Genomic DNA, 21,443 nt, shown 5'->3' on the forward strand with positions numbered 1-21,443 from the left:
GCGGCCCTCTCCGGGACAGTGAACTGCCTCCAGCATGTCACTCACTCTGACGAGAATCCGTCCGCCATGTTGGGGCATCACAGCGGCGCCGACGGGAGCGAGGGGTTCGGACGGATGAAGGTCCTCGGGGTGGCTATCAGGATTGGCGCGGTCCGCGTCGAACGTCAACGACTTGTGTGCGGATCGGCTCGCCGAAGTCCGCCAGGTCCGGCATGCGGTTCCGGTGAGCCATGTCGCCGATGCGCTTCTCGGGCTCCTCGCCGGGGCGAGGCATCCACAGGCGCGGTGGACCAGAGGATTGAGCGGCGGGAGCGGCGGTCCTCCGGGCCCTCGTCTCCGAACGCCTCCCTCACAGCCGACGAACGACGGAAGAGGCCCGGCCGCTCAAAGCGGCCGGGCCTCTTCCGTACGTGCACTGACCTGCCGTCCGGCTCTGGGCCGGACGTCGGGTCGATCAAGCCTTCTTGGTCTCCCAGAAGATCTTGTCGATCTCGGCGATCAGGTCGAGCGCCTTCTGGCCCGTGGCCGGGTCCGTGGAGCCCTTCGCGGCCGACAGCGCCTTGAGGGCGTCGTTGACCAGCTGGTGCAGCTCCGGGTACTTCTCGAAGTGCGGGGGCTTGAAGTAGTCGCTCCAGAGCACCGAGACGTGGTGCTTGGCGAGCTCGGCGCGCTGCTCCTTGATGACCACCGCGCGGGCCCGGAAGTGCGGGTCCTCGTTGGCCTGGTACTTCTCCTGGACGGCCTTGACGGACTCCGCCTCGATGCGGGCCTGGGCCGGGTCGTACACGCCGCAGGGGAGGTCGCAGTGGGCGCTGACCTTCACCTTGGGGGCAAACAGGCGGGAAAGCATGGAGCTGTCCTTCCTCGTGATCGTCTTCTCAGGTGGGACATTACTCCGTGAGAAGCGTGTTTTTGCGGGTGCCCCCGTGGGCTTAGGTCAAAAGTCCAGGGTGAGGATGAGACCAGTGGCCGAATGTACGGAACCCTGTGGGGACGGTGTACTGGACGGACCGGGGAGGTGCCGGAGAGATGCGGGAGGTGCCGGAGGTGCCGGAGCTGACCGATGACCAGCCCCGACGGGGGCTGGCGGCGAGAGTGCCGTTCCAGGTGGTGGAGGTGACGGGGCCTTCGATGGTGCCCACGCTCCACCACGGGGACTGGCTGCTCGTGCAGTACGGGGCGCAGGTGCGCCCCGGTGACGTGGTGATTCTTCGGCATCCGTTCCAGCAGGACCTGCTGGTGGTCAAGAGGGCCGTGGAGCGGCGGGCCGGTGGCTGGTGGGTGCTGGGTGACAACAGCTTCGCGGGCGGGGACAGCACGGACTACGGGACCGTGCCCGAGGAGCTCGTCCTGGCCAGGGTCCGGGCCCGGTATCGGCCGCTGACGAAGGATCAGCGCTCGGTGCGGGGTGTGGCGGGCTGGGCCGTCTCCGCGCTGCGGCCGGTCTCCACGGCCCGTTCCGTCTCCAGACGCTTCCGGGCCCGGTAGGCGGCCACGTTGGCGCGCGTCGCGCAGCGGTCCGAGCAGTAGCGGCGGGAGCGGTTGGTCGAGGTGTCGAGGTAGGCGTTGCGGCACGGCGACGCCTCGCACAGGCCGAGCCGGTCCACGCCGTACGAGGTGACGTGGAAGGCGAGGCCCATCGCCGCGATCGCCGCGTACCCCGCCGTGGCATTGGACGGGTGGTCGGCCAGATGCATGTGCCAGTCCGGCTTGCCGTCCGCGTCCCGGATGTCGTGCCCGGAGATCTGCGGGCTGACCGGGAATTCCAGCAGCAGTGAGTTGAGCAGGTCGACCGCGAGCGTCTCGTCGCCGTCGTCGGCCGCGTCGAAGACCGCGCGCAGCCGGGCCCGTACGGAGCGGAAGCGGGTCACGTCCGAGTCCGTCGCCCGCCGTGCCGCCTGGCCGTTGGCGCCGAAGAGTTCGCGCACCGCGTCGACCGAGGTGAGGGCGTCCTTGTTGCGGGCCGGCTCCTCGGTGTTGACCAGGCGCACGGCGTAGTCCGAGTAATAGGCCAGTTCCACTTGTAGTCCTTACGGCGTCGGTCTAAGGTCGGGTCGACGGTGGAGTAATGGGCTCCTATGGGCCCAGGGTATTACATGGGAGGGTTTCGGGTGACGGAGACAGCTACGGGCGCCGACTGGCAGGCCTGGCAGGAGAGCTGGGACCGGCAACAGGAGTGGTACCTGCCCGACCGCGAGGAGCGCTTCCGGGTCATGCTCGACATGGTCGAGGCCTTCACCGGCCCGGAACCGCGGGTGCTCGACCTCGCGTGCGGTACGGGAAGTATTACGGACAGGCTGCTGCGGCGGTTCCCGAAGGCCACCAGCACCGGCGTCGACCTCGACCCCGCGCTGCTCGCCATCGCCCGCGGCACCTTCGCCGGCGACAAGCGCGTCACCTTCGTGACCGCCGACCTCAAGGACCCGCGGTGGACGGAGCGGCTGCCCCACGAGTCGTACGACGCCGTTCTCACCGCTACCGCCCTGCACTGGCTGCACAGTGAGCCGCTCACCGCGCTGTACGGGCAGATCGGCGGCCTCGTCCGGGACGGCGGCGTGTTCATGAACGCCGACCGCATGATCGAGACGGACACACCCAGGATCAACGCCGCCGAAAGGGCCCACCGGCACGCCGGCATGGACCGGGCCAAGGCCGCCGGAGTCCTGGACTGGGCGCAGTGGTGGGCGCTGGCCGCCGCGGACCCGGTCCTTGCCGGGCCGACCGCCGAGCGGTTCGAGATCTACGGCGAGCACGCCGACGGCGACACGCCGTCCGCGGCCTGGCATGCGGCCACCCTGCGCGCCGCCGGCTTCGCCGAGGCACGGCCCGTCTGGTCCTCGCCGTCGGACAGCCTGGTGCTGGCGGTCAAGTAGGGGCACCATGCGGGGCGGGGCGGTTCGGGCGACGGTCCGGGCCGCCCCGCCAACTTTTGTGGCCCTGGTGCAACCCGCCCCGCGTCCCACCGCACTGGAGGGGTGAGACGGTCCGCGCCCGCGGACCGGGGAGGGACGCTGACGATGCGGAGCGATGACGACGAGGCGCTGCACGCCTTCGTCGAGAGCAGACGTACCGCACTCTTCCGCAGCGCGTACCTGCTCTGCGGCGACCGGCACGAGGCCGAGGACCTGGTCCAGGCGACGCTGGTCAAAGTGGTGCTCGGCGGACGTCGGTACGGGCGGCTCGACAACATCGAGGCGTACGCGCGCAAGACGCTGGTCAACACGTTCATCGCGGCCCGCCGACGCTTCTGGCGGCGCGAGCAGTCGTACGGCGAACTGCCCGAGCGGGCGGTCCACGCACCCGACACGGACACGGGCCTCGCGGTACGGGCGGCACTCGCCCGGCTCACGCCCAGGCAGCGGGCCGTGCTGGTGCTGCGCTACTGGGACGACCTGAGCGTCGAGGCCACGGCCCAGTTGCTCGGGATGCGGGAGAACACGGTCAAGAGCCACGCGGCTCGGGGGTTGGCGGCGCTGCGCGCCGAGATGGCGGAGGAATTGGTATGAACGACGTACGTGAGCTGCTGGGGCGGGCCGCCGAGGACGCGGGGCAGCCGGTCATCAGCACCGAGGTGGTCTACGCGAGGGCGGCCCGGGTGCGCAGGCGCCGCCGGGTCGCGGTGTCGGCCGCGGCGGTCTGCGCGGTGGCGGCGGGCGCGTTCGTGGTGCCCGGACTCTCCGCCGGGCAGGAGCAGGACCCGCGGACGTCCTCCGTGGCCGCGCCGGCCAGGGCCGCCGGCGACCGGGCCGACCAGCTGACCGCGCTGCTGCCCCGGGGCGTCGGCTCGGTCGAGCAGGTGTCGCTGGCCGTCATCATCAAGCACGCGACGCCGGAGCAGGCCGAGGAGCACCCGTACGGGCCGCTGGACGGGCAGTACGCGGTCCGTCGCGACGGCGGGGCCGGCTACCTGACCGTCGATGTGCGGACCGGGAAGATGATCGGGAAGAAGCTCGGGGGCGTCCCGGCGGCCACCGATCTGTGCAAGCGGGGGAACGGGGAGCCCGAGCCCGCGGACTGCGTCCGTGAGGAACTGCCGGACGGGCGGGTGCTGACCATCTGGAGCGACGCGATGGACTACGGGGACGGCACCCCGCAGTGGGGCCCGGAGCTGGTGGCCCGGCTGACGCTGCAGGACGGCGGGATGCTGGCCGTACGCGACAGCACCGGCTTCGAGGCCGACTCCGCGCTGGGGCCGCTGCTCAAGACTCCGCCGCTCACGCGGGCGCAGCTGCGGGAGTTCGTGCTGCGGCCGGAGCTGCTGCCGAAGAAGTAGCGCATACGCGCGCGAGGGCGGTACGGGCCGATGAGGCCCGTACCGCCCTCGCGCGTACGCGGAGTTACAGCACCTTCGACAGGAACGACTTCGTCCGGTCGTGCTGCGGGTTGGTCAGGACGTCGCGGGGGTGGCCCGACTCGACCACCACGCCGTCGTCCATGAAGACCAGCGCGTCGCCGACCTCGCGGGCGAAGCCCATCTCATGGGTCACGACGATCATCGTCATGCCGTCATCGGCGAGACCGCGCATGACGTCGAGCACGTCACCCACCAGCTCCGGGTCGAGCGCCGAGGTGGGCTCGTCGAAGAGCATCAGCTTCGGCTCCATGGCCAGCGCCCGGGCGATGGCCACCCGCTGCTGCTGTCCGCCGGAGAGCTGCGAGGGGTAGTTCTTCGCCTTGTCGGACAGGCCGACGCGGTCCAGGAGGCGTTCCGCGCGGGCACGGGCGACGGCCTTGGACTCGCCCTTCACCTGGACGGGGGCCTCCATGACGTTCTCGATCGCCGTCATGTGGGGGAACAGGTTGAAGCGCTGGAAGACCATGCCGATGTCCCGGCGCTTCAGGGCGACTTCGCTGTCCTTGAGCTCGTAGAGCTTGTCGCCCTTCTGGCGGTAGCCCACCAGCTCGCCGTCGACCGACAGCCGGCCGGCGCTGATCTGCTCCAGGTGGTTGATGCACCGCAGGAACGTCGACTTGCCGGAACCGGACGGGCCGATCAGACAGAAGACCTCGCGCGGGGCGACCTCCAGGTCGATGCCCTTGAGGATGTGTGCGGCGCCGAAGCTCTTGTGGACGCCCTCGGCCTTCACCATGGCGGTCATGCCATGCCTCCCTTCGGGCGGCCCAGTGACAGCAGGTTGGCCCTGATCTTCTGCATCGGGGTGGGCGGCAGGCTGCGGCTGGAGCCGCGGGCGTAGTACCGCTCCAGGTAGTACTGCCCGACGCTCAGCACCGAGGTCATGATCAGGTACCAGGCCGCGGCGAGGAAGTACATCTCCACCGGGGCCCCGGACGCCTGCCCGATGTCCTGGGCGTATTTGAACAGTTCGTAGAACTGCACGGCGGCCACCAGCGACGTGGTCTTCAGCATGTTGATGACCTCGTTGCCCGTGGGAGGCACGATCACCCGCATCGCCTGGGGGATCACGACCCGGCGCAACGTCTTGCTGTGGCTCATGCCGAGCGCGTGCGAGGCCTCCGTCTGGCCCTCGTCGACCGAGAGCAGTCCGGCGCGGCAGATCTCCGCCATGTACGCGGCCTCGTTGAGGCCCAGACCGAGCAGCGCCGTCAGCAGCGGCGTCATGAAGCTCGACCAGTAGTCCTTGTAGATCGGTCCGAGGTTGATGTACTCGAAGACCAGACCCAGGTTGAACCAGACGAACAACTGCACCAGGACGGGCGTACCGCGGAAGAACCAGATGTAGGACCAGGCGATCGACGAGGTCACCGGGTTCTTCGACAGGCGCATGACGGCCAGCAGGATGCCGCCGACCACGCCGATCACCATGGACAGGACGGTCAGCAGCAGGGTCTGACCGACCCCCTTGAGGATGCGGTGGTCGAAGAAGTAGTCCGGGACGGCGCCCCAGTTGATCTTTCCCTGGCTGAAGGCGTAGATGATCGCGACGAGCGCGGCGATGGCGACGACCGCCGAGACGTACCGGCCGTAGTGCCGCACCGGGATGGCCTTGATCGCCTCCGGCCCGGCCGGTGGTGTGGGGGGTGCGGGCAGGCGCTCGGCCGGGCCCGTCTTCTCGATGTCAGTCACAGCTGATGCCTTTCAGCGCCGGATCCGGTCAGGATCCACCGTTCAGCTTGGCCTCGGTGACCGCGCCGGCCTCCACGCCCCACTTGGCGATGATCTTCTCGTACTCACCGCTCTTGATGATCGCGTCCAGGGCCGCCTTGACGGCCTTGGTGAGCTGGTCGTTGCCCTTGGCGACGGCGATGCCGTACGGGGCGGCCTCGACCTGGTCGCCGACGATCTGGAAGTCCTTGCCGCCGCCCGAGGTCTTCACCGCGTACGCGGCGACCGGGAAGTCGGAGGAGCCGGCGTCGGCGCCGCCGGAGCGCAGCCGGGTCTGGGCCTGCAGGTCGTTGTCGTACGACTCGATGGCGATCGTCTTGCCACCGGTGCACTTCTTGGACTCGGCCTTGGCCAGGTCGTTGGAGACGGTGTTGCGCTGGACGGCGATCTTCTTGCCGCAGAGGTCGGCCCAGGTCTTGATGCCCTGGTCGTCGCCCTTCTTGGTGTAGATCGAGACACCGGCGGTGAAGTAGTCGATGAAGTCGACACCTTCGCCGACCTTCTTCTTCGTCTCGGGGTCGACGCCGTTCTGGCGGTCCTTGGTGTCGGTCATCGCCGACATCGCCAGGTCGTAGCGCTTGGCGCGCAGACCGGTGATCAGGGTGTCGAAGGTGCCGTTCTCGAACTGGAACTCCACGCCCAGTTCCTTGCCCAGCGCCGCCGCGATGTCGGGGTCGATGCCGACCGTCTTGCCCGAGCCGTCCTTGAACTCGACCGGCGGGTACGCGATGTCCGAACCGACCTTGATGACGCCCTTGGACTTGATGTCCGCGGGGAGGAGGTCGGCGGCGGAGGAGGCCGCGGCGGACGCGCCGTCGCTGGTCTTGGCCGAGGCCGAGTCGCTGGAGTTGTTCTTCGTCTGGTCGCCACAGGCGGTCAGCAGCATGGTGCCGGCGACCGCGATGGCGCCGACCGCGGCAATCCGGGACTTCGCGGTCGTGCGACGAGTGGTACGTGCGGTCATGAGGGGTTCCTCCGGCAGGTGAAGGGGGTGTCGCCAGGCGGTATGGCACACGGCGTCGAGTGTCGCCGCCTTGTGTGATTACGGCATCTTGCCATTCGGACTAGCCCAAACAGGGGGCACCGCATGTCAAAATCGGGTAACGGGACACCCCCGAACCCAGCGGGCCGGCACATCAAGGCCGGACCTTTCCCTGGAATCGCTTCTTCCTGCCGGAAGATCGCCCGCCCCGGACCTGCTCTGGGCGGTTTTCATGTCGCCTGGCCGACTTGTGTGTATGTCCCACTATGAGACGCGTCACCGTGGGGATACCGACTCGTCCGCGGTGCGGCCTGTCCGGTAAGAAGGACGTTTACACCCCTCATCCGGGGCTCAGGGCGCGTGTGCGGCGCGCCCGCGCGTATGAATCTCTCCCTGCCGGGGCGGACCACTCGCCCAGCGCGGGGAACGTACGCGGTGCCCACCCACCCCTCCTCAACCAGGAGTGGCCACCCTCGAACGATGAAGACTTAAGGGGTCAACACCATGGCAGCGGAGATCGTCAATCCTCGCAGCGACAGCAATCCGGACAGCACGACCGACAGCGCGACCGACGAGCCGTTCGATCCGGCCTTCGCGCTCCACCGGGGCGGGAAGATGGCCGTGCAGGCCACCGTCCCGATCCGGGACAAGGACGACCTGTCCCTCGCCTACACACCCGGTGTGGCGAAGGTGTGCAGCGCGATCGCGGAGAATCCCGAGCTCGTCCACGACTACACCTGGAAGTCGCAGGTGGTCGCCGTCGTGACGGACGGCACCGCCGTTCTCGGACTCGGCGACATCGGCCCCGAGGCCTCGCTCCCCGTGATGGAGGGCAAGGCGATCCTGTTCAAGCAGTTCGGGGGTGTGGACGCGGTGCCGATCGCGCTCGCGACCACCGACGCGGACGAGATCGTGGAGACCGTCGTCCGGCTCGCCCCGTCCTTCGGCGGCGTGAACCTGGAGGACATCTCGGCGCCGCGCTGCTTCGAGATCGAGCGCAAGCTCCAGGAGCGGCTCGACATTCCCGTCTTCCACGACGACCAGCACGGCACGGCCGTCGTCACCCTCGCGGCCCTGCGCAACGCGGCGAAGCTCTCCGGGCGCGGCCTGGGCGAGCTGCGCGCCGTCATCTCGGGCGCGGGCGCGGCCGGAGTGGCCATCGCCAAGTTCCTGCTGGAGGCGGGGCTCGGAGACGTCGCCGTCGCCGACCGCAAGGGCATCGTCAGCCGGGACCGCCAGGACCTGACCGACGTCAAGCGTGAGCTGGCCGAACTCACCAACAAGGCAGGGATCTCGGGATCCCTGGCGGACGCGCTCGCCGGTGCGGACATCTTCATCGGTGTCTCCGGCGGTACGGTCCCGGAGCCGGCCGTCGCCTCCATGGCACCCGGCGCCTTCGTCTTCGCCATGGCGAACCCGAATCCCGAGGTGCACCCCGACGTCGCGCACAAGTACGCGGCAGTCGTGGCGACCGGGCGGTCGGACTACCCGAACCAGATCAACAACGTGCTGGCGTTCCCCGGCATCTTCGCGGGGGCGCTCCAGGTGCGGGCGTCGCGGATCACCGAGGGCATGAAGATCGCCGCGGCGAACGCGCTGGCCGACGTGGTGGGCGACGAGCTGGCCGCCGACTACGTGATTCCGTCGCCGTTCGACGAGCGGGTCGCCCCGGCGGTGACGGCCGCGGTGGCCGCCGCGGCCCGGGCGGAGGGTGTCGCCCGGCGTTGAGGTGAGTGAGCGGGGGTTCGGGCGCGGCGCCTCTCCGGAGGCGCTGCCCCGGGCCCCCGCTTCTCGGTCACCTCAGGGGCTGTATCCCGCGCGGCGCGTGTCACACCCGCAGCCGGTTACGCCCGGCCACGGCCCCCGCCTATCGTCGGGCCCATGTTCGCCGCCTACGCATCCCGCCTCGACCGCGACCACCCCCTCAACGCCCTTGAGCTGGGCGAACGCCCGGCTCCCGAGGTGCGTCCCGGGTGGACCACCGTCAACGTCCGGGCCGCCTCCCTCAATCACCACGACCTCTGGTCCCTGCGCGGTGTCGGCCTCGCCGAGGACAAGCTGCCGATGATCCTCGGCTGCGACGCCGCGGGCACCGACCAGGACGGCAACGAGGTCGTCCTGCACTCCGTCATCGGCCAGACCGGGCACGGGGTCGGCCCCGACGAGCCCCGCTCCATCCTCACCGAGCGCTACCAGGGCACCTTCGCCGAGCAGGTGACCGTCCCCAGCTGGAACGTGCTGCCCAAGCCGAAGGAGCTCACCTTCGAGCAGGCCGCCTGTCTGCCCACCGCCTGGCTGACCGCGTACCGCATGCTCTTCACCAACGCCGGTGTGCGGCCCGGTGACTCCGTCCTCGTACAGGGCGCCGGCGGCGGGGTCGCGACCGCCGCGATCGTCCTCGGCCGGGCCGCCGGGCTGCGGATCTACGCCACCAGCCGCGACGAGGCCAAGCGCAAGCGGGCCGTCGAGCTCGGTGCGATCGAGGCGTACGAACCGGGCGCACGGCTGCCCCACCGGGTCGACGCGGTCATCGAGACGGTCGGCGCCGCCACCTGGTCGCACTCCGTCAAGTCCCTGCGCCCCGGCGGCACGCTGGTCATCTCCGGCGCCACCAGTGGCGACCGCCCTTCGCACGCCGAGCTGACCCGCATCTTCTTCCTGGAACTGAAGGTCGTGGGCTCGACCATGGGGTCAAAGGACGAGCTGGAGGACCTGCTGGCGTTCTGCGCCGCCACCGGGGTGCGCCCCGTCATCGACGAGGTGCTGCCGCTGGACCGCGCCCGTGAGGGATTCGAACGGCTCGCGGCGGGTGACCAGTTCGGGAAGATCGTGCTCACTGTCAACTAGGGTTGACAGCCCTCGCCTGTCAACGTAAGTTGACGTCATGACCGAAGCAACGGATCTCGCCGAGCGCGCCGGCGACCGCGACCCCCGGGTGGGGCTGCGGTCGGTGGCCGCGCTGCGGCGGCTGCTGGAGCAGCTCGAAGCCGTCCAAGTCAGAAGCGCCCGTGTCCAGGGCTGGTCGTGGCAGGAGATCGCGGCCGAACTGGGCGTCAGCCGGCAGGCCGTGCACAAGAAGTACGGGAGGCATTGATGTTCGAGCGATTCACCAAGGGCGCCCGCGCCACCGTCACCGGCGCCGTGACCCACGCCGAACGGGCCGATGCCGGCTCCGTCACCGAGGAGCACCTGCTGCTCGCCCTGCTGGACCAGGAGGGCAGCCGGGCGTCGTTCGCCGTCGCCGCGCTGGGCCTCACGGACCGCAGGGCCTCGCTGGAGGCCGCCCTCGCCGACGCCCGCAGGCGCGGCGGCATGACCAAGGCCGATGCCGACGCCCTCGCGGGCATCGGCATCGATCTCACCGCGATCGTCTCCCGCATCGAGGAGGCGCACGGTGAAGGGGCCCTACGGGGCGACCACAAGGGCCGGCGCCGGTGGTCGGGCAACCGTGGGTTCACCAAGGGGGCCAAGAAGATCCTGGAGAAGTCGTTGCGGATCGCACTCGGCCGCGGTGACCGGTTCATCGGCGAGGAGCACCTCCTGCTGGCCCTCACCGCGTCTCCCGGGGTCGTCGCCGACGTGCTCGCCGAGCACGGTGCCACGTACGGGACGGTCGACCGTGCGCTGTACGGGGACGGCGAAGGGGGCCGGGACCGCAGGGCGAGCTGAACGACGGGCGGGCGGCCCGGGGTGCTCCCCGGGCCGCCCGCCCCCCTCTGTCCCTGTCCTACTGGGCGGTGTTGTCGCCGTCCTTGCGCAGCAGGGCCCCGATGTGGGCCGCCGCGGTGGACAGATGGCGGCGGGCCTCGGTGAGCTGGTCCTCCGTCACACCCCGGTCCCTGGCCGCATCGCGGATGTCGTCGCGGAACCGGTCGAGCAGGCGGTCCAGGTCGCGGGCCGGGTCGCCGGTGCCGCCCGTGTCCTTGGCCCACTCGGGGTCGGTGCCGGCGGCCTCCGGCTTCACGTAGGGCGGCCAGTTGCCGGTGCGGGCGAAACCGCCCAGCTGGCCGGTGATCTCGGCCAGCCCCTCCCGCACACCCGCCGGCCAGTCACCCCGGGCGAAGTGGTCCTGGACCTGGCGGGCGGCGTTCTGCATCTGCTCGCGCGCCCTGTCCTGGGCCTCCTTGGCCTGGCGACGGGCCTGCTGGGCCTCCTCGCGGGCACGGCGGGACTCGTCCTTCGCCCGGCGGGCCTGCTCCTTCCACTCCTGCTTCGCCTTGCGCAGCTCTTCCTTTGCCGTGCGCCAGGCCTCCTTGTCGCCCAGGTCGCCCAGGTCACCGAAGTCGCCGAGACCCCCGAACGGGGACGTTTTGCCGCCCGGCCGGGCGGAGCCCGTGTGCCGTGACTCGTCGGCCGCGGCGCGCATCTCGCTGCGCAGCTTGCCCGCGGCACCCCGGACGTCGTCGCGGATCTCGGCGGCCAGCTCGGAGACCGACTCCCTGATCTCCAGCTCCAGATCGGCCAGCTCGCCGGTACGGCCCGCCAGTTCGGCCCGGCCGGCGTCGGTGATCGAGTAGACCTTGCGACCGCCCTCGGTGGCGTGAGTGACCAGGCCCTCCGCCTCCAGCTTGGCCAGGCGCGGGTAGACGGTGCCGGCGGAAGGGGCGTACAGGCCCTGGAAACGCTCTTCGAGGAGCCTGATCACCTCGTAGCCGTGGCGGGGGGCCTCGTCGAGCAGCTTCAGCAGGTACAGGCGCAGGCGGCCATGGGCGAAAACGGGGGGCATGTCAGAGCACCTTTCCGGTCGGCTCGGCGTCGTGCGGTTCGTCCTCGGCCGGTGGGCGGCGCAACAGGGCGATCGATCCCGAGACCGTCGTCGCCCTCAGTGTCCCGGTTCCGGAGCCCAGGGTTCCGGTGATCTTCTTCGCGCCCCACTGGCCGCTGACCCGGAGGTCCTCGAAGCTGTTGGAGACGGAGCCGCTCGCGGTGTTCGCCTCGACCTTCGCGTCAGCCGGGTGCGGCAGCCGGATGGCCAGTTCGCCGGAGACGGTGGCCAGCCGGACGTCGGTGGGCCTCCCGGTCGGGTCCAGGTCGAGCACCATGTCGCCGCTGACGGACTCCGCCTTCACGAAGGCCCCGGCGCCCTCGACGACGGTCAGGTCGCCGGAGACCGAGTGGAAGCGCAGAGCGCCGGTGACGGCCTGGGCCTCCACGTTGCCGGAGACGGTATCCGCGCCGACCGGGCCGGCGAGCCCGACGAGCGTGGTGTCGCCGGTGACGCCGCGTACGTCCGTACGGCCGCGGATCCCGGAGACGAACGCGCCGGCGCCGACCACGCCGACCTCGACCGCGGAACCGGCCGGGACCGTCAGCGAGACCACCGCGTGGCGGTGCCAGCCCTTGCGGTCGAGCCACTTGAGCATGCCCTGCCAGGTCAGGTCCTCGTACGAGACGGTCAGGACCCCGTCCTGCTGCGTGACGATCAGCGGCGGCCCCTCGATGCCGGAGACCTCCAGCCTGGCGGTCGGCTCGTCGGTGCCCACGACGTTGACCGTTCCGTTGACGATGCGCACGCTCAGCGCGGTGACGGGTTCGTCGAAGGTGAGCTTGCGAGGCTCGGCAATGGCCCACGTCGACACAGGCATGGATCTGACCTCCTGGGGAGCGCGGATGACGCAACATATCGCGTCTCTTGTGGAACACGATATATCGCGGATAGGGGAAGTCAAGGCGGGTAGTGGGGGAGGGGGTGAGGCAGCGATCAATGCAAAACCCATCAAAAAGGTGCAATCTGCCCTACGGTGTGGACTATGGACGCGACATCACCCGGGGGAGCACTGCTCCTGTGCCGGGCCGAACCGGACAGCGTGCGGCCGGTCGCCCATCTGCTGCGTGAGCGGATGCTGCTCGCGCCCGCCGGGCGGGACTGGAGTGTCCTCGTGCCGGAGGGCAAACCCTGGCAGGGGGGCCGCGTCGGGCAGCCGGCTGAGGGGGAGGCCGCCGAGCCGGTCGACCGGGTGCTCGGGGGATGGGCCACCGCGCTCGCGGTCGGCTCCACCTGGCCGGTCCTGGCGCTGTGGTGGGACGGCGACCGGGCCGGATACACACTCGCCGCGGGATTCCGCCGCCCGGTCGGCTACGTCTGGCTCGCCGACGGGACCCCGGCCGGTGAGGACGAGGCGATGCGTACGTTCGCGGAGCGGCTCGGCCTCGATCCCGTGCTGGACGTCCAGGCCCTCGAAGTCCTGACCCGCCCCGATCCGGAGACGGATGCCCGGGCCCGGCTCCGCGGACTGCTCGCCGTACTCACCCGCATCGGGCTGGAGCTCCCACCGGGTCTGGACCCCGGGGAGCCTTCCGGCCGGCTGACCGCGGGGGCCGACGTGTGGCCCGAGGCCGAGCGGATCGCCTGGACCGGCTGGCGGGACGCAGTCAAGGCCGAAATCGAAGCGGTCGAGAGCAGTCGTCTGGGGCCCTGGATGCGTGGTCCCCGGGCCCGCGCGCTGGCAGGTGCCCAGCTGGCGGCGGGGCTCCCGCTCGCCCTGTGGGGAGCGGGACGGCGCAGTGGCGGATGGGCCTTCGCCGGGGTTCTGCTGATGGTGCACGGCGCGCTCGGCCTGGCGTACGACCGGTTCAGGGACGTGGAGCCGGACCGGCGCTGAGTGTCTCCCGCGTACGCCGCGTGAGCCGGCGCAAGGTCCGGCACCGGCGGAGCCGGTGAATCGCCGAACGGCTGTCCGGTCCGGTGGTCAGTCCTCGTCGTCCTCGTCGTCCAGCCGGGCCAGCCAGGTGGCGAGGCGCTCGACCGGCACCTCGAAGTCGGGATTGAGGTCGACGAAGGTCCGCAGCTGCTCGGCGAGCCACTCGAAGGTGACCTCCTCCTCGCCTCGCCGCTTCTCCAGCTCCTCGATACCGCGGTCGGTGAAGTACATGGCGCAAGTTTACCGACCTGGCCCGGCTGCTCTCACGAGTAAGGCCGTAACCCCTGGTGGCGGCTGTGCCAGGGCCACGCGGACCGGCCGAGAACCGGGCCGCAGCCGCCGTGCGTCATGGTCCATGTGCCTCGCATCGGTCGCCTACGGCCGTTAACCTGCGGGTAGTTGGGGAGTGGGGGGCTTCATGGACGACAGTGGGACCCGTATTACGCGCATCGAGATGCCGGACGGCACACCGCTCTGGGCGCGGATCTCGGGAGCCGAGGAGCTGGACCGTCCGGAGCCCGGGGGCCTGACGTTCACGGACACCGGTTTCGGGAATCTCGCCGACCAGGTGCAGGCCCGGGTGGAGAGCCTGCACTCCGTGGTGACCGGCGTCGCTCGCTCGCTCGCCGTGCCACTGCGAGCCGTGCGGCCGGACGAGGTCAGCGTCGAGTTCGGGATCGAGCTCACCGCCAAGTCCGGCAAGGTCGTCGGACTGCTCGCGGACGGAGAGGCCAAGGGCGCGATCAAGATCACGCTCACCTGGAACGGCGGCGGACCACCCATCGATCCGCCCCCACCGGCACCCACGCCCGTACCCGCTCAGGCTCCCGGGCCGCCGGTGCCGCCGGTTCCGTTCGCGCCCCCGGCCCCCGTACCCCCGGCGCCGCCCGCCGGCTTCCCGCACGCCGGTGCAGGCCCCGGCGCACCGGCACACCCGGACGGCGCGGACGACACCGACGGCGGCGGGGCATGACCTCGGACCCCGACGGGGGCGCAGAGGGCGGCCGGCGACAGTCGGACGCTGCTCTCCTGGGCCTCGTGGAGGACGCCACCGTACGCATCCACAGCCCGGCCTCCGGGTATGCCCCAGACGGACCGGGCGGGGAGGCCCCGGGAGGGGAGTTCCTGGGGAGCGGGTTCTTCATCGCTCCGAGCTGGATCCTGACGTGCGCCCACGTGGCCATGAGGGGGGAGGGGGGCGTGGTGAACGTGGTGTTCAAGGGGGACCGGTACAGCGGCAGACTCGCCGAGGTCCCCGGCAAGGTCGTCGTCGCGATGCCCGGCACCCGGCCACCGGGGGCCGCCGCCTGGCCCGCCCCCGACCTCGCGCTCATCCAGCTCCGGCGGCCCGTCGAGCATGCCTGTGTGTACGTCACCGAGCGCTCCGGCGCCCTGCTCCACGGCAACGACATCCGCTGCGTCGGGTGGGTCGACTCACCCGGCGGCGGCCTGAAGCTGCGCAACGGCACCTACCGGGTGAACGGCTCCTACGGCGCCGCCGACGACGTGGAACAGGTCGTCCTCCTCGACGAGGGCTGGCTGGAGCCCGGCATGTCCGGTGGGCCCGTGATCGACTTCGCCCGGGGCGAGGTGGTGGGGGTGGTCAAGTCGCGGCTGGACAGGCAGCAGGGCGGCACGGCTGTCGGGATCGAACGGCTGCGCACCCTGGAGGTGCCGTCCACACCCCTGGAGACGGAGGCCGACGACACGTACCAGGCCGTCTTCCACGCCCACGACCGCTACCACGCGGACCGGCACAACAGCGCCGTCGGCACCGAGCGGACCTGGACCGACGTGCAGAGCGAGCTGCCGGGACCCCCTGGCGGCATCCTCGGCCCGAGACTGCGTGCGGCTCTGCTCGGGCGGCTCGCCGAGCTCCCGCCACCGGCCAGCACCCGCAGTCTGCTCGCCCTCCTCGACGGCCTGCCCGGCGTCTACTCCCGTGACCACCGGCCCGCCCCGCGCGGCTGGCGTGACGGTCTCGGCGTGCTGTACGAGACCCGCGTCCGCGACCGGCAGGCCCGGTTCGAACTGATCGTGCGCTACTGCATGGGCGTCCTCACGGCGGACCGGCCCTGCGGACAGCTCTCCGTCACGAACGCCAAGGCGCTGTGGGGGTGGGTGAAGCGGATCGCCGATGTCGAGTTGTCCCGGGACCTGCGCCGGCAGCTCGACATGGAGTGGGCGGGCATTCGCCTGCGCCTGGAGCAGAACCGTCAGCAGGCCGTGCGCACGCCCATGAGCGAACCCGTCCGGTACGGAGATCGCGACGGTGTCGTGCTCAGCGTGGACCTTCAGGGCTGGGCCCGAGACCAGTACGACTGGCGGGTCGCCGTCGACCGGCAGGTCTCCGGGGCGGAGCCCATCGACGAGGACAGCCGCGGAGTTCCGCTCGGGACCGTTCCCGACCGGCTCGTGGCCGCGCTCGCCGAGGCCTTCCGGCGGTGCGACGAGCCGGGGAGCCCGGCGATGCTCCAGGTCGTCGTCGCGCCCGCGCTGTTCGGGCTGCCCGTCGACGAGTGGGTGCTTCCGTCGAACGGTCTGCCGCTCGGAGCCGTACGTCCGGTGGTGCTGCGCAGTTCGTACCGGGGGCCGGCCGACGGGAGCCCGGCCGGCCGGGAGACCGGTGCGTGGACGGGGGTCCGTGCGGACGTGGTCGACTGCCTGGACGATTTGCGGGTACGTGTACCGGATGTGACGCGGTTGCGGACCCTGGCGCACGACACCGTGCCGGTCCTGTGCCGCTACGGCAGCCGTGCGGACTCCGACACCACGGCCGGGGTGGTGCGGCTGATCGACGCCGGCTTCGGGGCCGCCCTGCTGCAGCGAAGGCCCGCGGAGGCCGACACGGTCTGCCGGGAATTCCACCGCCGGGTGACCGAGGCGGTGTCGGACGCCCGCACCCCGGACCGGCTGCCGTGGACGATCCATGAGCTGAGAAGAGGGGTGGGGGCGGGACGTACGGAAATGTTCTGGTCCGACGGAGTCGCCCTGTACTACGAGGATCCGAACCGCGTCCCGCCGGAATCCGACGCGTTCCTGGAGGCGCCGTGACGCGAAGTGTCCGAACCGGTCCTTGTGGCCGAACGAGCCTTCCTCTTACGGCGGTTACTCCGGATCGCTACGGTAAGGCACGTTCGACAGATGCCGCCCGCATGCGAGTGACAACGAGGAACACGCTATGAGTGAACCCAGCGAGTGGCTCATCTACCGAGGAATCGGCGAACCGCACGACGAGGTGGCGCAGCTTCCACCCCCTCCGCCCTGGCGTGATTTCGCCGGTGCGTCCGGCGGAGCGGACGGGGGCGAGTCGGCCGACCGCCGCCTCGGCATTCCCGGACGCGTCGCCGAGGAGCACCGGCCCGGCGCCGAGGAACTCGAAATGATCAACGCGGCGCTGTATCTGCGGCGTCCGCTGCTGGTCACGGGGGATCCGGGCGCGGGCAAGAGCACCCTGGCACACTCCGTCGCCCGGGAGCTGGAGTTCGGCAAGGTGCTGCGCTGGCCCGTCGTCAGCCGCACCACCCTCCAGGACGGCCTCTACCACTACGACGCCATCGCGCGGCTGCAGGACGTGCAGATCGCCTCGCACGCCTCCGCCGGCGGCGGGCCGTCGGCGGACTCCGCCCAGAGCGTGGGCAGTTATATCCGCCTGGGCCCGCTGGGTACCGCGCTGCTGCCCTCGGACCGGCCGCGGGTGCTGCTCATCGACGAGCTCGACAAGAGCGACATCGACCTGCCGAACGACCTGCTCAACGTGCTGGAGGAAGGCGAGTTCGCCATCCCCGAGCTGGAACGGATCGCGGACCGGCTGCCGGACGGCGAGGCGGACGTACTCGACCACGACGGCAACAAAGTACGGATCAAGGGCGGCCGGGTGCAGTGCCGGGCCTTCCCGTTCGTGGTGCTCACCAGCAACGGGGAGCGGGACTTCCCCGCCCCGCTGATGCGTCGCTGCATCCATCTGGAACTGGGGCGTCCCGACCACAAGCGACTGGCCGCCTTCGTCAAGGCGCATCTGGGAGAAGAGGCCGCCCGCTCCAGCGAGGACCTCATCACGCTCTTCCTGGAGCGCTCGCGCAGCGAACTCCTGGCCACCGACCAGCTGTTGAACGCCATCTACCTCACCCAGGCGGCGGCGCCGACCGGCCGTGACCGGCTCGCCGACCTGCTCATCCAGCGACTCGACCGGCCGAGGTGACGAGCTGATGCGCGGGGCGGACGGAACGCCAGGGGCCCCAGAGGGCCGGGAGCCGGGCGGGGTGCCGGCCTCTGACGACGCGGCGACCGATGTGGATGCGAGCGGCGCGACGCCCGGCGCGGGGCTCGCGACACTGGTCGCACGGCTGCGCGGAGCCGGGCTCGACCCCGATGTGGAGCAGCTGTGCGACGCGCTCTGGCTGGCCCGGTGGACCCGCGGCGCCGACGGACCCGCACCGGCCCGGACCGTGGGTGAGGCGTCCGGTGCGCCCGCATCCGCCGCACTGCCCGGCGAAGCCGCGGCCCCCGCCCGTACCGGAACCACGTCCGGGAGCGGCGCCCCGGACGCCGGCGGGGACGCCCTGCCCGAGGAGCCGCGCAGGCCCAGGGGCGACGGGAAGATCTCCCTGTACCCCCTCCCGGAACAGGCGCGCGCGCCGCGCGACGGTGACTCCGGCTCCGGCCGGCGACCCGCAGCGGGCGCTCCCGCCACCGCGCTCACCTTTGGCGTTCCGGCCGCCCCCGTGCTCCCCGACCCTCTCGGACTCACCCGTGCGTTACGCCCGTTGCAGCGCTACCACCCGGCCTCCGCGCCGTTGCGGCGCGCCTTGGACGAGACGGCGACCGCCGAACGCAGCGCCCGGGCGGGCGGCACGATCATGCCGGTCTTCCGTGGTATCCGCAGGGGGGACGCCATCCTCCAGTGCGTCATGGACGCCTCGTCCTCCATGCTGGTGTGGGACCGGATGTTCCACGAACTCCAGCGCGTGTTCGCTCAGTTGGGTGCCTTCCGGGACGTTCAGGTGCGCTATCTGCACCAGGGGCCGGACGGCGGATGCGCGGTCAGCCGCAGCGCCGACCCCGCCGCGGGCCCCCTGCACTCCGCGGACCGGCTCAGCGATCCCACCGGGCGCCGCGTCACCGTCGTGATCAGCGACTGCGCCGGACCGCTCTGGCACAGCGGGCGCGCCCACCGGCTGCTGCACCAGCTGGCCCGCCAGTCCCCGGTCGCGGTCCTGCAACCGCTGCCGCAGCGCATGTGGAGCCGGACCAGGCTGCCCGTCACCTTCGGCTCCCTCTCGCGGGGCGACGGACCGGGCGGGGCTGCGCAGCTGAAGGTCGCCGAGGATGCCGGGACCGGACCCGCCGTGCACCCCGGTGCCCTGGCCGTCCCGGTCCTCCCGCCGACGGCGGACGCACTCGGGGCCTGGGCCAGACTGCTGTCGGGCACCGGTGCGGCCCGGATCGCCGGAGCGGTCGGCTGGGTGCGGGCCGATCAGCCCGCGGCCGCGGCCCAGCGGTCCGGCGGACCGCTCTCCTCGCTCCAGCTCGTCAGCCGTTTCCGCTCGGTGGCCTCACCGGCCGCCGGACAACTGGCCGTCCATCTGGCGGCCGCCCCCCTCTACCTCCCGGTGATGCAGCTCGTGCAGCGCACGATGCTGCCCCACTCGGGCCCCTCCGAGCTGGCCGAGGTGCTGCTGAGCGGGCTGCTCACTCGCGCCGACGGCGGGAGCGGCCGCGGGCAGTGGTACGCGTTCGAGCCCGGCGTCCAGGACGTACTGCTCGGTCCGCTCGGGCGGGACGAGGCCCTGCTCGTACTCAAGCACTGCTCGCAGTACATCGAGCAGCGGTTCGGCAAGGGCGGGCCCAATTTCCCTGCCCTGGCCTTCGCCCAGCTCGGGGACGGCACGCTGCGGGGCCCGCGGCCCGTCGTCGGTACCCGTGCCCGGCCCGGTGACGGGACGCCGGACGACTGGGAGGGCGAGGAGAGCGCGGACGGCGACGAGAAGGACGGGACCGAGGACGAGGGCCGAGGCGTTCCCCATGCGTTCGCCGAGGTTGCGGCCCGAGTGCTGGAGCGCTTCATGCCCGTACCCCCCGGGTTCGTGACCCCGGGCCCTGCCGGCGGGGCGGGTCTCCCGGAAGCCGGTGCCGGCCCCGCCGTGGAACAGGCCCGCGAGCTCGTCCGGCAGTTCGAGGCGGACAAGATGGTGCAGCGCCTGATCGACGCCGTGCAGCTTCTCAGGGGAGCCGCCGGCACGGGCTCGCGGTCCGCCGCCGGTCCGCAGCTCTGGGCCGAGTACGCGCGGTGTGTGCTGAGGCTCTGGGAGGTGCGGGGCGGCGACGAACTGCTCGGCGAGGCCAGGAGTGCCGCCGAACGGGCCGTGGCCCACCCCGGCGCCGTACGCGAACGGGCGGTGCTGGCCCAGGTGTTGCACGCGGCAGCCGACGACGGGCGGCGGCGCGGGGACCGCCGCGGCGCCCTGGACCTCCTGCGGCGCGCCGAGCGCGAGTACACCCTCGCCTGCGCGGCCCCCGGCATGGAGCCCGCCGAGGCCCTTCGCCTCACCCTGGAACGGGTGCGGGCCCTGGAGGCGCAGTGGCGGCTCGACGGCGACAGCGCCCTGCTGCAGAGCGCCTGCGGGATGCTGGAGGCCTTCGCCGACGCCTGGCCCGACCAGGAGAACCGCCCCGCCGCCCTGCCGCTGCAGCACGGCAGGACGCTGCTGAAACTGGCCGGCGCCACCGAGGACCCGGAGCAGTCCCGGGAGTACGCGCGGCAGTCGGCCCGCTCCCTGCGCACGGCGTTCGGCCAGGGTGGCGGGCACACCACGGGCACCGAGAACCGCATCGTGCTGGATCTGGTGGACGCCCTGCTCGCCTCGGGCGAGGAGCCGGACGAAGCCGCGGTGCTGACCGGCCAGGCGCTGGAGACGGTACGCGAACAGCGCCAGCGCGCCCACCTGCAGACCAGGGCCGGACGGATCCGGGCGGCCCGCTACGAGCACACCGGCGACCCGGCCGAACTCCTCGCCGCCGCCGAATGGTTCGCCCGCGCCGCCCGGGGCACCCCGCGCGACTCCCGGGCGCACACCGACCTGCTCGCCGAGTGGGGGGCCACGCTGCTGCGCCGCGCCGAACTGCCGGACGGGGGCGCGTACGTCGGCGCGGCCGTGCGGGTGCTGCGGGACTGCCGGTCCGAGACGCCGGCGGGCGGTGCGCACCAGTCGGAGCGGCTGCTCATGCTCGGCCGGGCCCTGATGCTGAGGCACCGGGCGGGGGCGGACCGGGTCGATCTGCGGGAGGCCGAGCATCTCCTCAGGCTGGCGGCGCAGGAGGCGGCGGACCCGCTGACCGCGGCCCGCTGCTGGCTGGAGCTGGGCCGGGCCTGTCTGGAGGCCGCGGAGGTACTGGACAGGCCGGCCCGGCGCGACGATGCGGCGGAGGCCTTCCGGTCGGCCGCGGAGTCCGCGACGGAGGCAGAAGCGGAGCAGAGGAGTCCACAACAGCTGCAAGAGGCTGTGGAGTTGGGTGCTACAGCCAACCACTGGCGGGGTAAGACCTATGAGAGTGCGGGGCGCCCCCGGGCCGCGCGGGACGCGTACCGGGCGGCCCGTCAGGAGTGGCGCAAACTGCCGGACGGCGGCGGCGCGGCGGGGGAGTCGACCGCCGAGCGGCTGGCCGAGCTGGAGCGCTGAGTGCTCAACGGCGAGCACGGGGCGCCGCTCGACCGGTGACGCCCGGCGTGATCCAC

Annotated in this window: 21 protein-coding genes; 13 read left to right on the forward strand and 8 right to left on the reverse strand. The window is 71.6% G+C overall.

Going from position 1 to position 21,443, the window contains the following annotated elements; genetic code table 11:
* Nucleotides 1–454 precede the first annotated feature (454 nt).
* A complete protein-coding gene (sodN, locus tag ABZ434_RS09185) occupies nt 455–850 on the reverse strand; it encodes a superoxide dismutase, Ni (protein ID WP_219567071.1) in 396 nt (131 codons plus the stop codon).
* Between the two features lie 179 nt (nt 851–1,029).
* Here sodN and sodX point away from each other — a divergent pair, with 179 nt between their 5' ends.
* The gene (sodX, locus tag ABZ434_RS09190) at nt 1,030–1,488 is read left to right on the forward strand and encodes a nickel-type superoxide dismutase maturation protease (protein WP_359133353.1); all 459 of its coding nucleotides are present in this window, start codon (nt 1,030–1,032) and stop codon (nt 1,486–1,488) included.
* Here sodX and ABZ434_RS09195 read toward each other — a convergent pair.
* Entirely contained in the window at nt 1,392–2,021 is a 630-nt protein-coding gene (locus ABZ434_RS09195) for a CGNR zinc finger domain-containing protein (RefSeq protein ID WP_359133355.1), read from the reverse strand. The genes sodX and ABZ434_RS09195 overlap by 97 nt on opposite strands.
* A 90-nt stretch (nt 2,022–2,111) precedes the next feature.
* Here ABZ434_RS09195 and ABZ434_RS09200 point away from each other — a divergent pair, with 90 nt between their 5' ends.
* The 3 genes from ABZ434_RS09200 (at nt 2,112) to ABZ434_RS09210 (ending at nt 4,273) form a co-directional block, all read left to right on the forward strand.
* Nucleotides 2,112–2,873, forward strand: coding sequence for a class I SAM-dependent methyltransferase (locus tag ABZ434_RS09200; RefSeq protein WP_359133357.1), 762 nt, complete (start codon nt 2,112–2,114; stop codon nt 2,871–2,873).
* A 144-nt stretch (nt 2,874–3,017) separates the two neighbouring features.
* The gene (locus tag ABZ434_RS09205) at nt 3,018–3,506 is read left to right on the forward strand and encodes a SigE family RNA polymerase sigma factor (protein WP_359133359.1); all 489 of its coding nucleotides are present in this window, start codon (nt 3,018–3,020) and stop codon (nt 3,504–3,506) included.
* Entirely contained in the window at nt 3,503–4,273 is a 771-nt protein-coding gene (locus tag ABZ434_RS09210; RefSeq protein WP_359133360.1) for a hypothetical protein, read from the forward strand. The genes ABZ434_RS09205 and ABZ434_RS09210 overlap by 4 nt, the downstream gene beginning before the upstream one ends.
* A 64-nt stretch (nt 4,274–4,337) precedes the next feature.
* Here ABZ434_RS09210 and ABZ434_RS09215 read toward each other — a convergent pair whose 3' ends face one another.
* From ABZ434_RS09215 to ABZ434_RS09225, 3 genes are read right to left on the reverse strand one after another with little or no spacing between them, the layout of a single operon-like run.
* Entirely contained in the window at nt 4,338–5,090 is a 753-nt protein-coding gene (locus ABZ434_RS09215) for an amino acid ABC transporter ATP-binding protein (RefSeq protein WP_359133693.1), read from the reverse strand.
* Nucleotides 5,091–5,095: 5 nt separating this feature from the next.
* On the reverse strand, nt 5,096–6,046 hold the full coding sequence (locus tag ABZ434_RS09220) for an amino acid ABC transporter permease (protein WP_359133361.1): 951 nt from the start codon (nt 6,044–6,046) through the stop codon (nt 5,096–5,098).
* Between the two features lie 28 nt (nt 6,047–6,074).
* Nucleotides 6,075–7,049 (reverse strand): ABC transporter substrate-binding protein, encoded by a 975-nt coding sequence (locus tag ABZ434_RS09225; RefSeq protein WP_359133362.1) that lies wholly within the window; start codon nt 7,047–7,049, stop codon nt 6,075–6,077.
* A 522-nt stretch (nt 7,050–7,571) separates the two neighbouring features.
* Here ABZ434_RS09225 and ABZ434_RS09230 point away from each other — a divergent pair.
* The 4 genes from ABZ434_RS09230 to ABZ434_RS09245 all read left to right on the forward strand — a co-directional run bounded on the left by ABZ434_RS09230 (nt 7,572) and on the right by ABZ434_RS09245 (nt 10,736).
* Nucleotides 7,572–8,795, forward strand: coding sequence for an NADP-dependent malic enzyme (locus tag ABZ434_RS09230; protein WP_359133363.1), 1,224 nt, complete (start codon nt 7,572–7,574; stop codon nt 8,793–8,795).
* 153 nt (nt 8,796–8,948) lie between these two features.
* A complete protein-coding gene (locus tag ABZ434_RS09235; protein WP_359133364.1) occupies nt 8,949–9,914 on the forward strand; it encodes a zinc-binding dehydrogenase in 966 nt (321 codons plus the stop codon).
* Nucleotides 9,915–9,951: 37 nt separating this feature from the next.
* The gene (locus ABZ434_RS09240) at nt 9,952–10,161 is read left to right on the forward strand and encodes a sigma factor-like helix-turn-helix DNA-binding protein (protein ID WP_266782775.1); all 210 of its coding nucleotides are present in this window, start codon (nt 9,952–9,954) and stop codon (nt 10,159–10,161) included.
* A complete protein-coding gene (locus tag ABZ434_RS09245; protein WP_359133365.1) occupies nt 10,161–10,736 on the forward strand; it encodes a Clp protease N-terminal domain-containing protein in 576 nt (191 codons plus the stop codon). Before ABZ434_RS09240 ends, ABZ434_RS09245 begins: the two co-directional genes overlap by 1 nt.
* A gap of 58 nt (nt 10,737–10,794) precedes the next feature.
* Here the strand turns inward: ABZ434_RS09245 and ABZ434_RS09250 are convergent, their stop codons facing one another.
* Both ABZ434_RS09250 and ABZ434_RS09255 read right to left on the reverse strand, forming a co-directional pair.
* Nucleotides 10,795–11,793 (reverse strand): helix-turn-helix transcriptional regulator, encoded by a 999-nt coding sequence (locus tag ABZ434_RS09250; RefSeq protein ID WP_359133366.1) that lies wholly within the window; start codon nt 11,791–11,793, stop codon nt 10,795–10,797.
* Nucleotide 11,794: 1 nt separating this feature from the next.
* On the reverse strand, nt 11,795–12,652 hold the full coding sequence (locus ABZ434_RS09255) for a DUF4097 family beta strand repeat-containing protein (protein WP_359133368.1): 858 nt from the start codon (nt 12,650–12,652) through the stop codon (nt 11,795–11,797).
* 165 nt (nt 12,653–12,817) lie between these two features.
* On the opposite strand from ABZ434_RS09255, the gene ABZ434_RS09260 reads away from it, so the two are divergent.
* The gene (locus tag ABZ434_RS09260; protein WP_359133370.1) at nt 12,818–13,669 is read left to right on the forward strand and encodes a hypothetical protein; all 852 of its coding nucleotides are present in this window, start codon (nt 12,818–12,820) and stop codon (nt 13,667–13,669) included.
* Between the two features lie 87 nt (nt 13,670–13,756).
* Here ABZ434_RS09260 and ABZ434_RS09265 read toward each other — a convergent pair whose 3' ends face one another.
* Nucleotides 13,757–13,939, reverse strand: a complete 183-nt coding sequence (locus tag ABZ434_RS09265; RefSeq protein ID WP_018535226.1) for a DUF6104 family protein — start codon at nt 13,937–13,939, stop codon at nt 13,757–13,759.
* A 187-nt stretch (nt 13,940–14,126) separates the two neighbouring features.
* Between ABZ434_RS09265 and ABZ434_RS09270 the strand changes: the two genes are divergently transcribed.
* From ABZ434_RS09270 to ABZ434_RS09285, 4 genes are all read left to right on the forward strand, one after another.
* Nucleotides 14,127–14,681 carry a CU044_2847 family protein gene (locus ABZ434_RS09270; protein ID WP_359133372.1) on the forward strand — a complete coding sequence of 185 codons (555 nt, stop codon included), beginning with the start codon at nt 14,127–14,129 and terminating at the stop codon, nt 14,679–14,681.
* Nucleotides 14,678–16,762 carry a trypsin-like peptidase domain-containing protein gene (locus ABZ434_RS09275; RefSeq protein ID WP_359133374.1) on the forward strand — a complete coding sequence of 695 codons (2,085 nt, stop codon included), beginning with the start codon at nt 14,678–14,680 and terminating at the stop codon, nt 16,760–16,762. The genes ABZ434_RS09270 and ABZ434_RS09275 overlap by 4 nt, the downstream gene beginning before the upstream one ends.
* Nucleotides 16,763–16,889: 127 nt before the next feature.
* Entirely contained in the window at nt 16,890–17,909 is a 1,020-nt protein-coding gene (locus ABZ434_RS09280) for a MoxR family ATPase (protein WP_359133376.1), read from the forward strand.
* Between the two features lie 7 nt (nt 17,910–17,916).
* Nucleotides 17,917–21,387 (forward strand): SAV_2336 N-terminal domain-related protein, encoded by a 3,471-nt coding sequence (locus ABZ434_RS09285; protein ID WP_359133378.1) that lies wholly within the window; start codon nt 17,917–17,919, stop codon nt 21,385–21,387.
* The last annotated feature ends 56 nt before the right edge of the window (nt 21,388–21,443 follow it).

It is taken from the genome of Streptomyces sp. NPDC005761 (genome assembly GCF_040630635.1).
Classification (GTDB): Bacteria; Actinomycetota; Actinomycetes; order Streptomycetales; family Streptomycetaceae; genus Streptomyces.

Excerpts from the sequence above, each read along its gene's own strand:
- sodN (WP_219567071.1), bottom strand. The coding sequence starts at position 850 with ATGCTTTCCCGCCTGTTTGCCCCCAAGGTGAAGGTCAGCGCCCACTGC.
- sodX (WP_359133353.1), top strand. The coding sequence starts at position 1,030 with ATGCGGGAGGTGCCGGAGGTGCCGGAGCTGACCGATGACCAGCCCCGA.
- ABZ434_RS09205 (WP_359133359.1), top strand. The coding sequence starts at position 3,018 with ATGCGGAGCGATGACGACGAGGCGCTGCACGCCTTCGTCGAGAGCAGA.
- ABZ434_RS09210 (WP_359133360.1), top strand. The coding sequence starts at position 3,503 with ATGAACGACGTACGTGAGCTGCTGGGGCGGGCCGCCGAGGACGCGGGG.
- ABZ434_RS09215 (WP_359133693.1), bottom strand. The coding sequence starts at position 5,090 with ATGGTGAAGGCCGAGGGCGTCCACAAGAGCTTCGGCGCCGCACACATC.
- ABZ434_RS09225 (WP_359133362.1), bottom strand. The coding sequence starts at position 7,049 with ATGACCGCACGTACCACTCGTCGCACGACCGCGAAGTCCCGGATTGCC.
- ABZ434_RS09230 (WP_359133363.1), top strand. The coding sequence starts at position 7,572 with ATGGCAGCGGAGATCGTCAATCCTCGCAGCGACAGCAATCCGGACAGC.
- ABZ434_RS09235 (WP_359133364.1), top strand. The coding sequence starts at position 8,949 with ATGTTCGCCGCCTACGCATCCCGCCTCGACCGCGACCACCCCCTCAAC.
- ABZ434_RS09240 (WP_266782775.1), top strand. The coding sequence starts at position 9,952 with ATGACCGAAGCAACGGATCTCGCCGAGCGCGCCGGCGACCGCGACCCC.
- ABZ434_RS09245 (WP_359133365.1), top strand. The coding sequence starts at position 10,161 with ATGTTCGAGCGATTCACCAAGGGCGCCCGCGCCACCGTCACCGGCGCC.
- ABZ434_RS09250 (WP_359133366.1), bottom strand. The coding sequence starts at position 11,793 with ATGCCCCCCGTTTTCGCCCATGGCCGCCTGCGCCTGTACCTGCTGAAG.
- ABZ434_RS09255 (WP_359133368.1), bottom strand. The coding sequence starts at position 12,652 with ATGCCTGTGTCGACGTGGGCCATTGCCGAGCCTCGCAAGCTCACCTTC.
- ABZ434_RS09260 (WP_359133370.1), top strand. The coding sequence starts at position 12,818 with ATGGACGCGACATCACCCGGGGGAGCACTGCTCCTGTGCCGGGCCGAA.
- ABZ434_RS09265 (WP_018535226.1), bottom strand. The coding sequence starts at position 13,939 with ATGTACTTCACCGACCGCGGTATCGAGGAGCTGGAGAAGCGGCGAGGC.
- ABZ434_RS09270 (WP_359133372.1), top strand. The coding sequence starts at position 14,127 with ATGGACGACAGTGGGACCCGTATTACGCGCATCGAGATGCCGGACGGC.
- ABZ434_RS09275 (WP_359133374.1), top strand. The coding sequence starts at position 14,678 with ATGACCTCGGACCCCGACGGGGGCGCAGAGGGCGGCCGGCGACAGTCG.
- ABZ434_RS09280 (WP_359133376.1), top strand. The coding sequence starts at position 16,890 with ATGAGTGAACCCAGCGAGTGGCTCATCTACCGAGGAATCGGCGAACCG.
- ABZ434_RS09285 (WP_359133378.1), top strand. The coding sequence starts at position 17,917 with ATGCGCGGGGCGGACGGAACGCCAGGGGCCCCAGAGGGCCGGGAGCCG.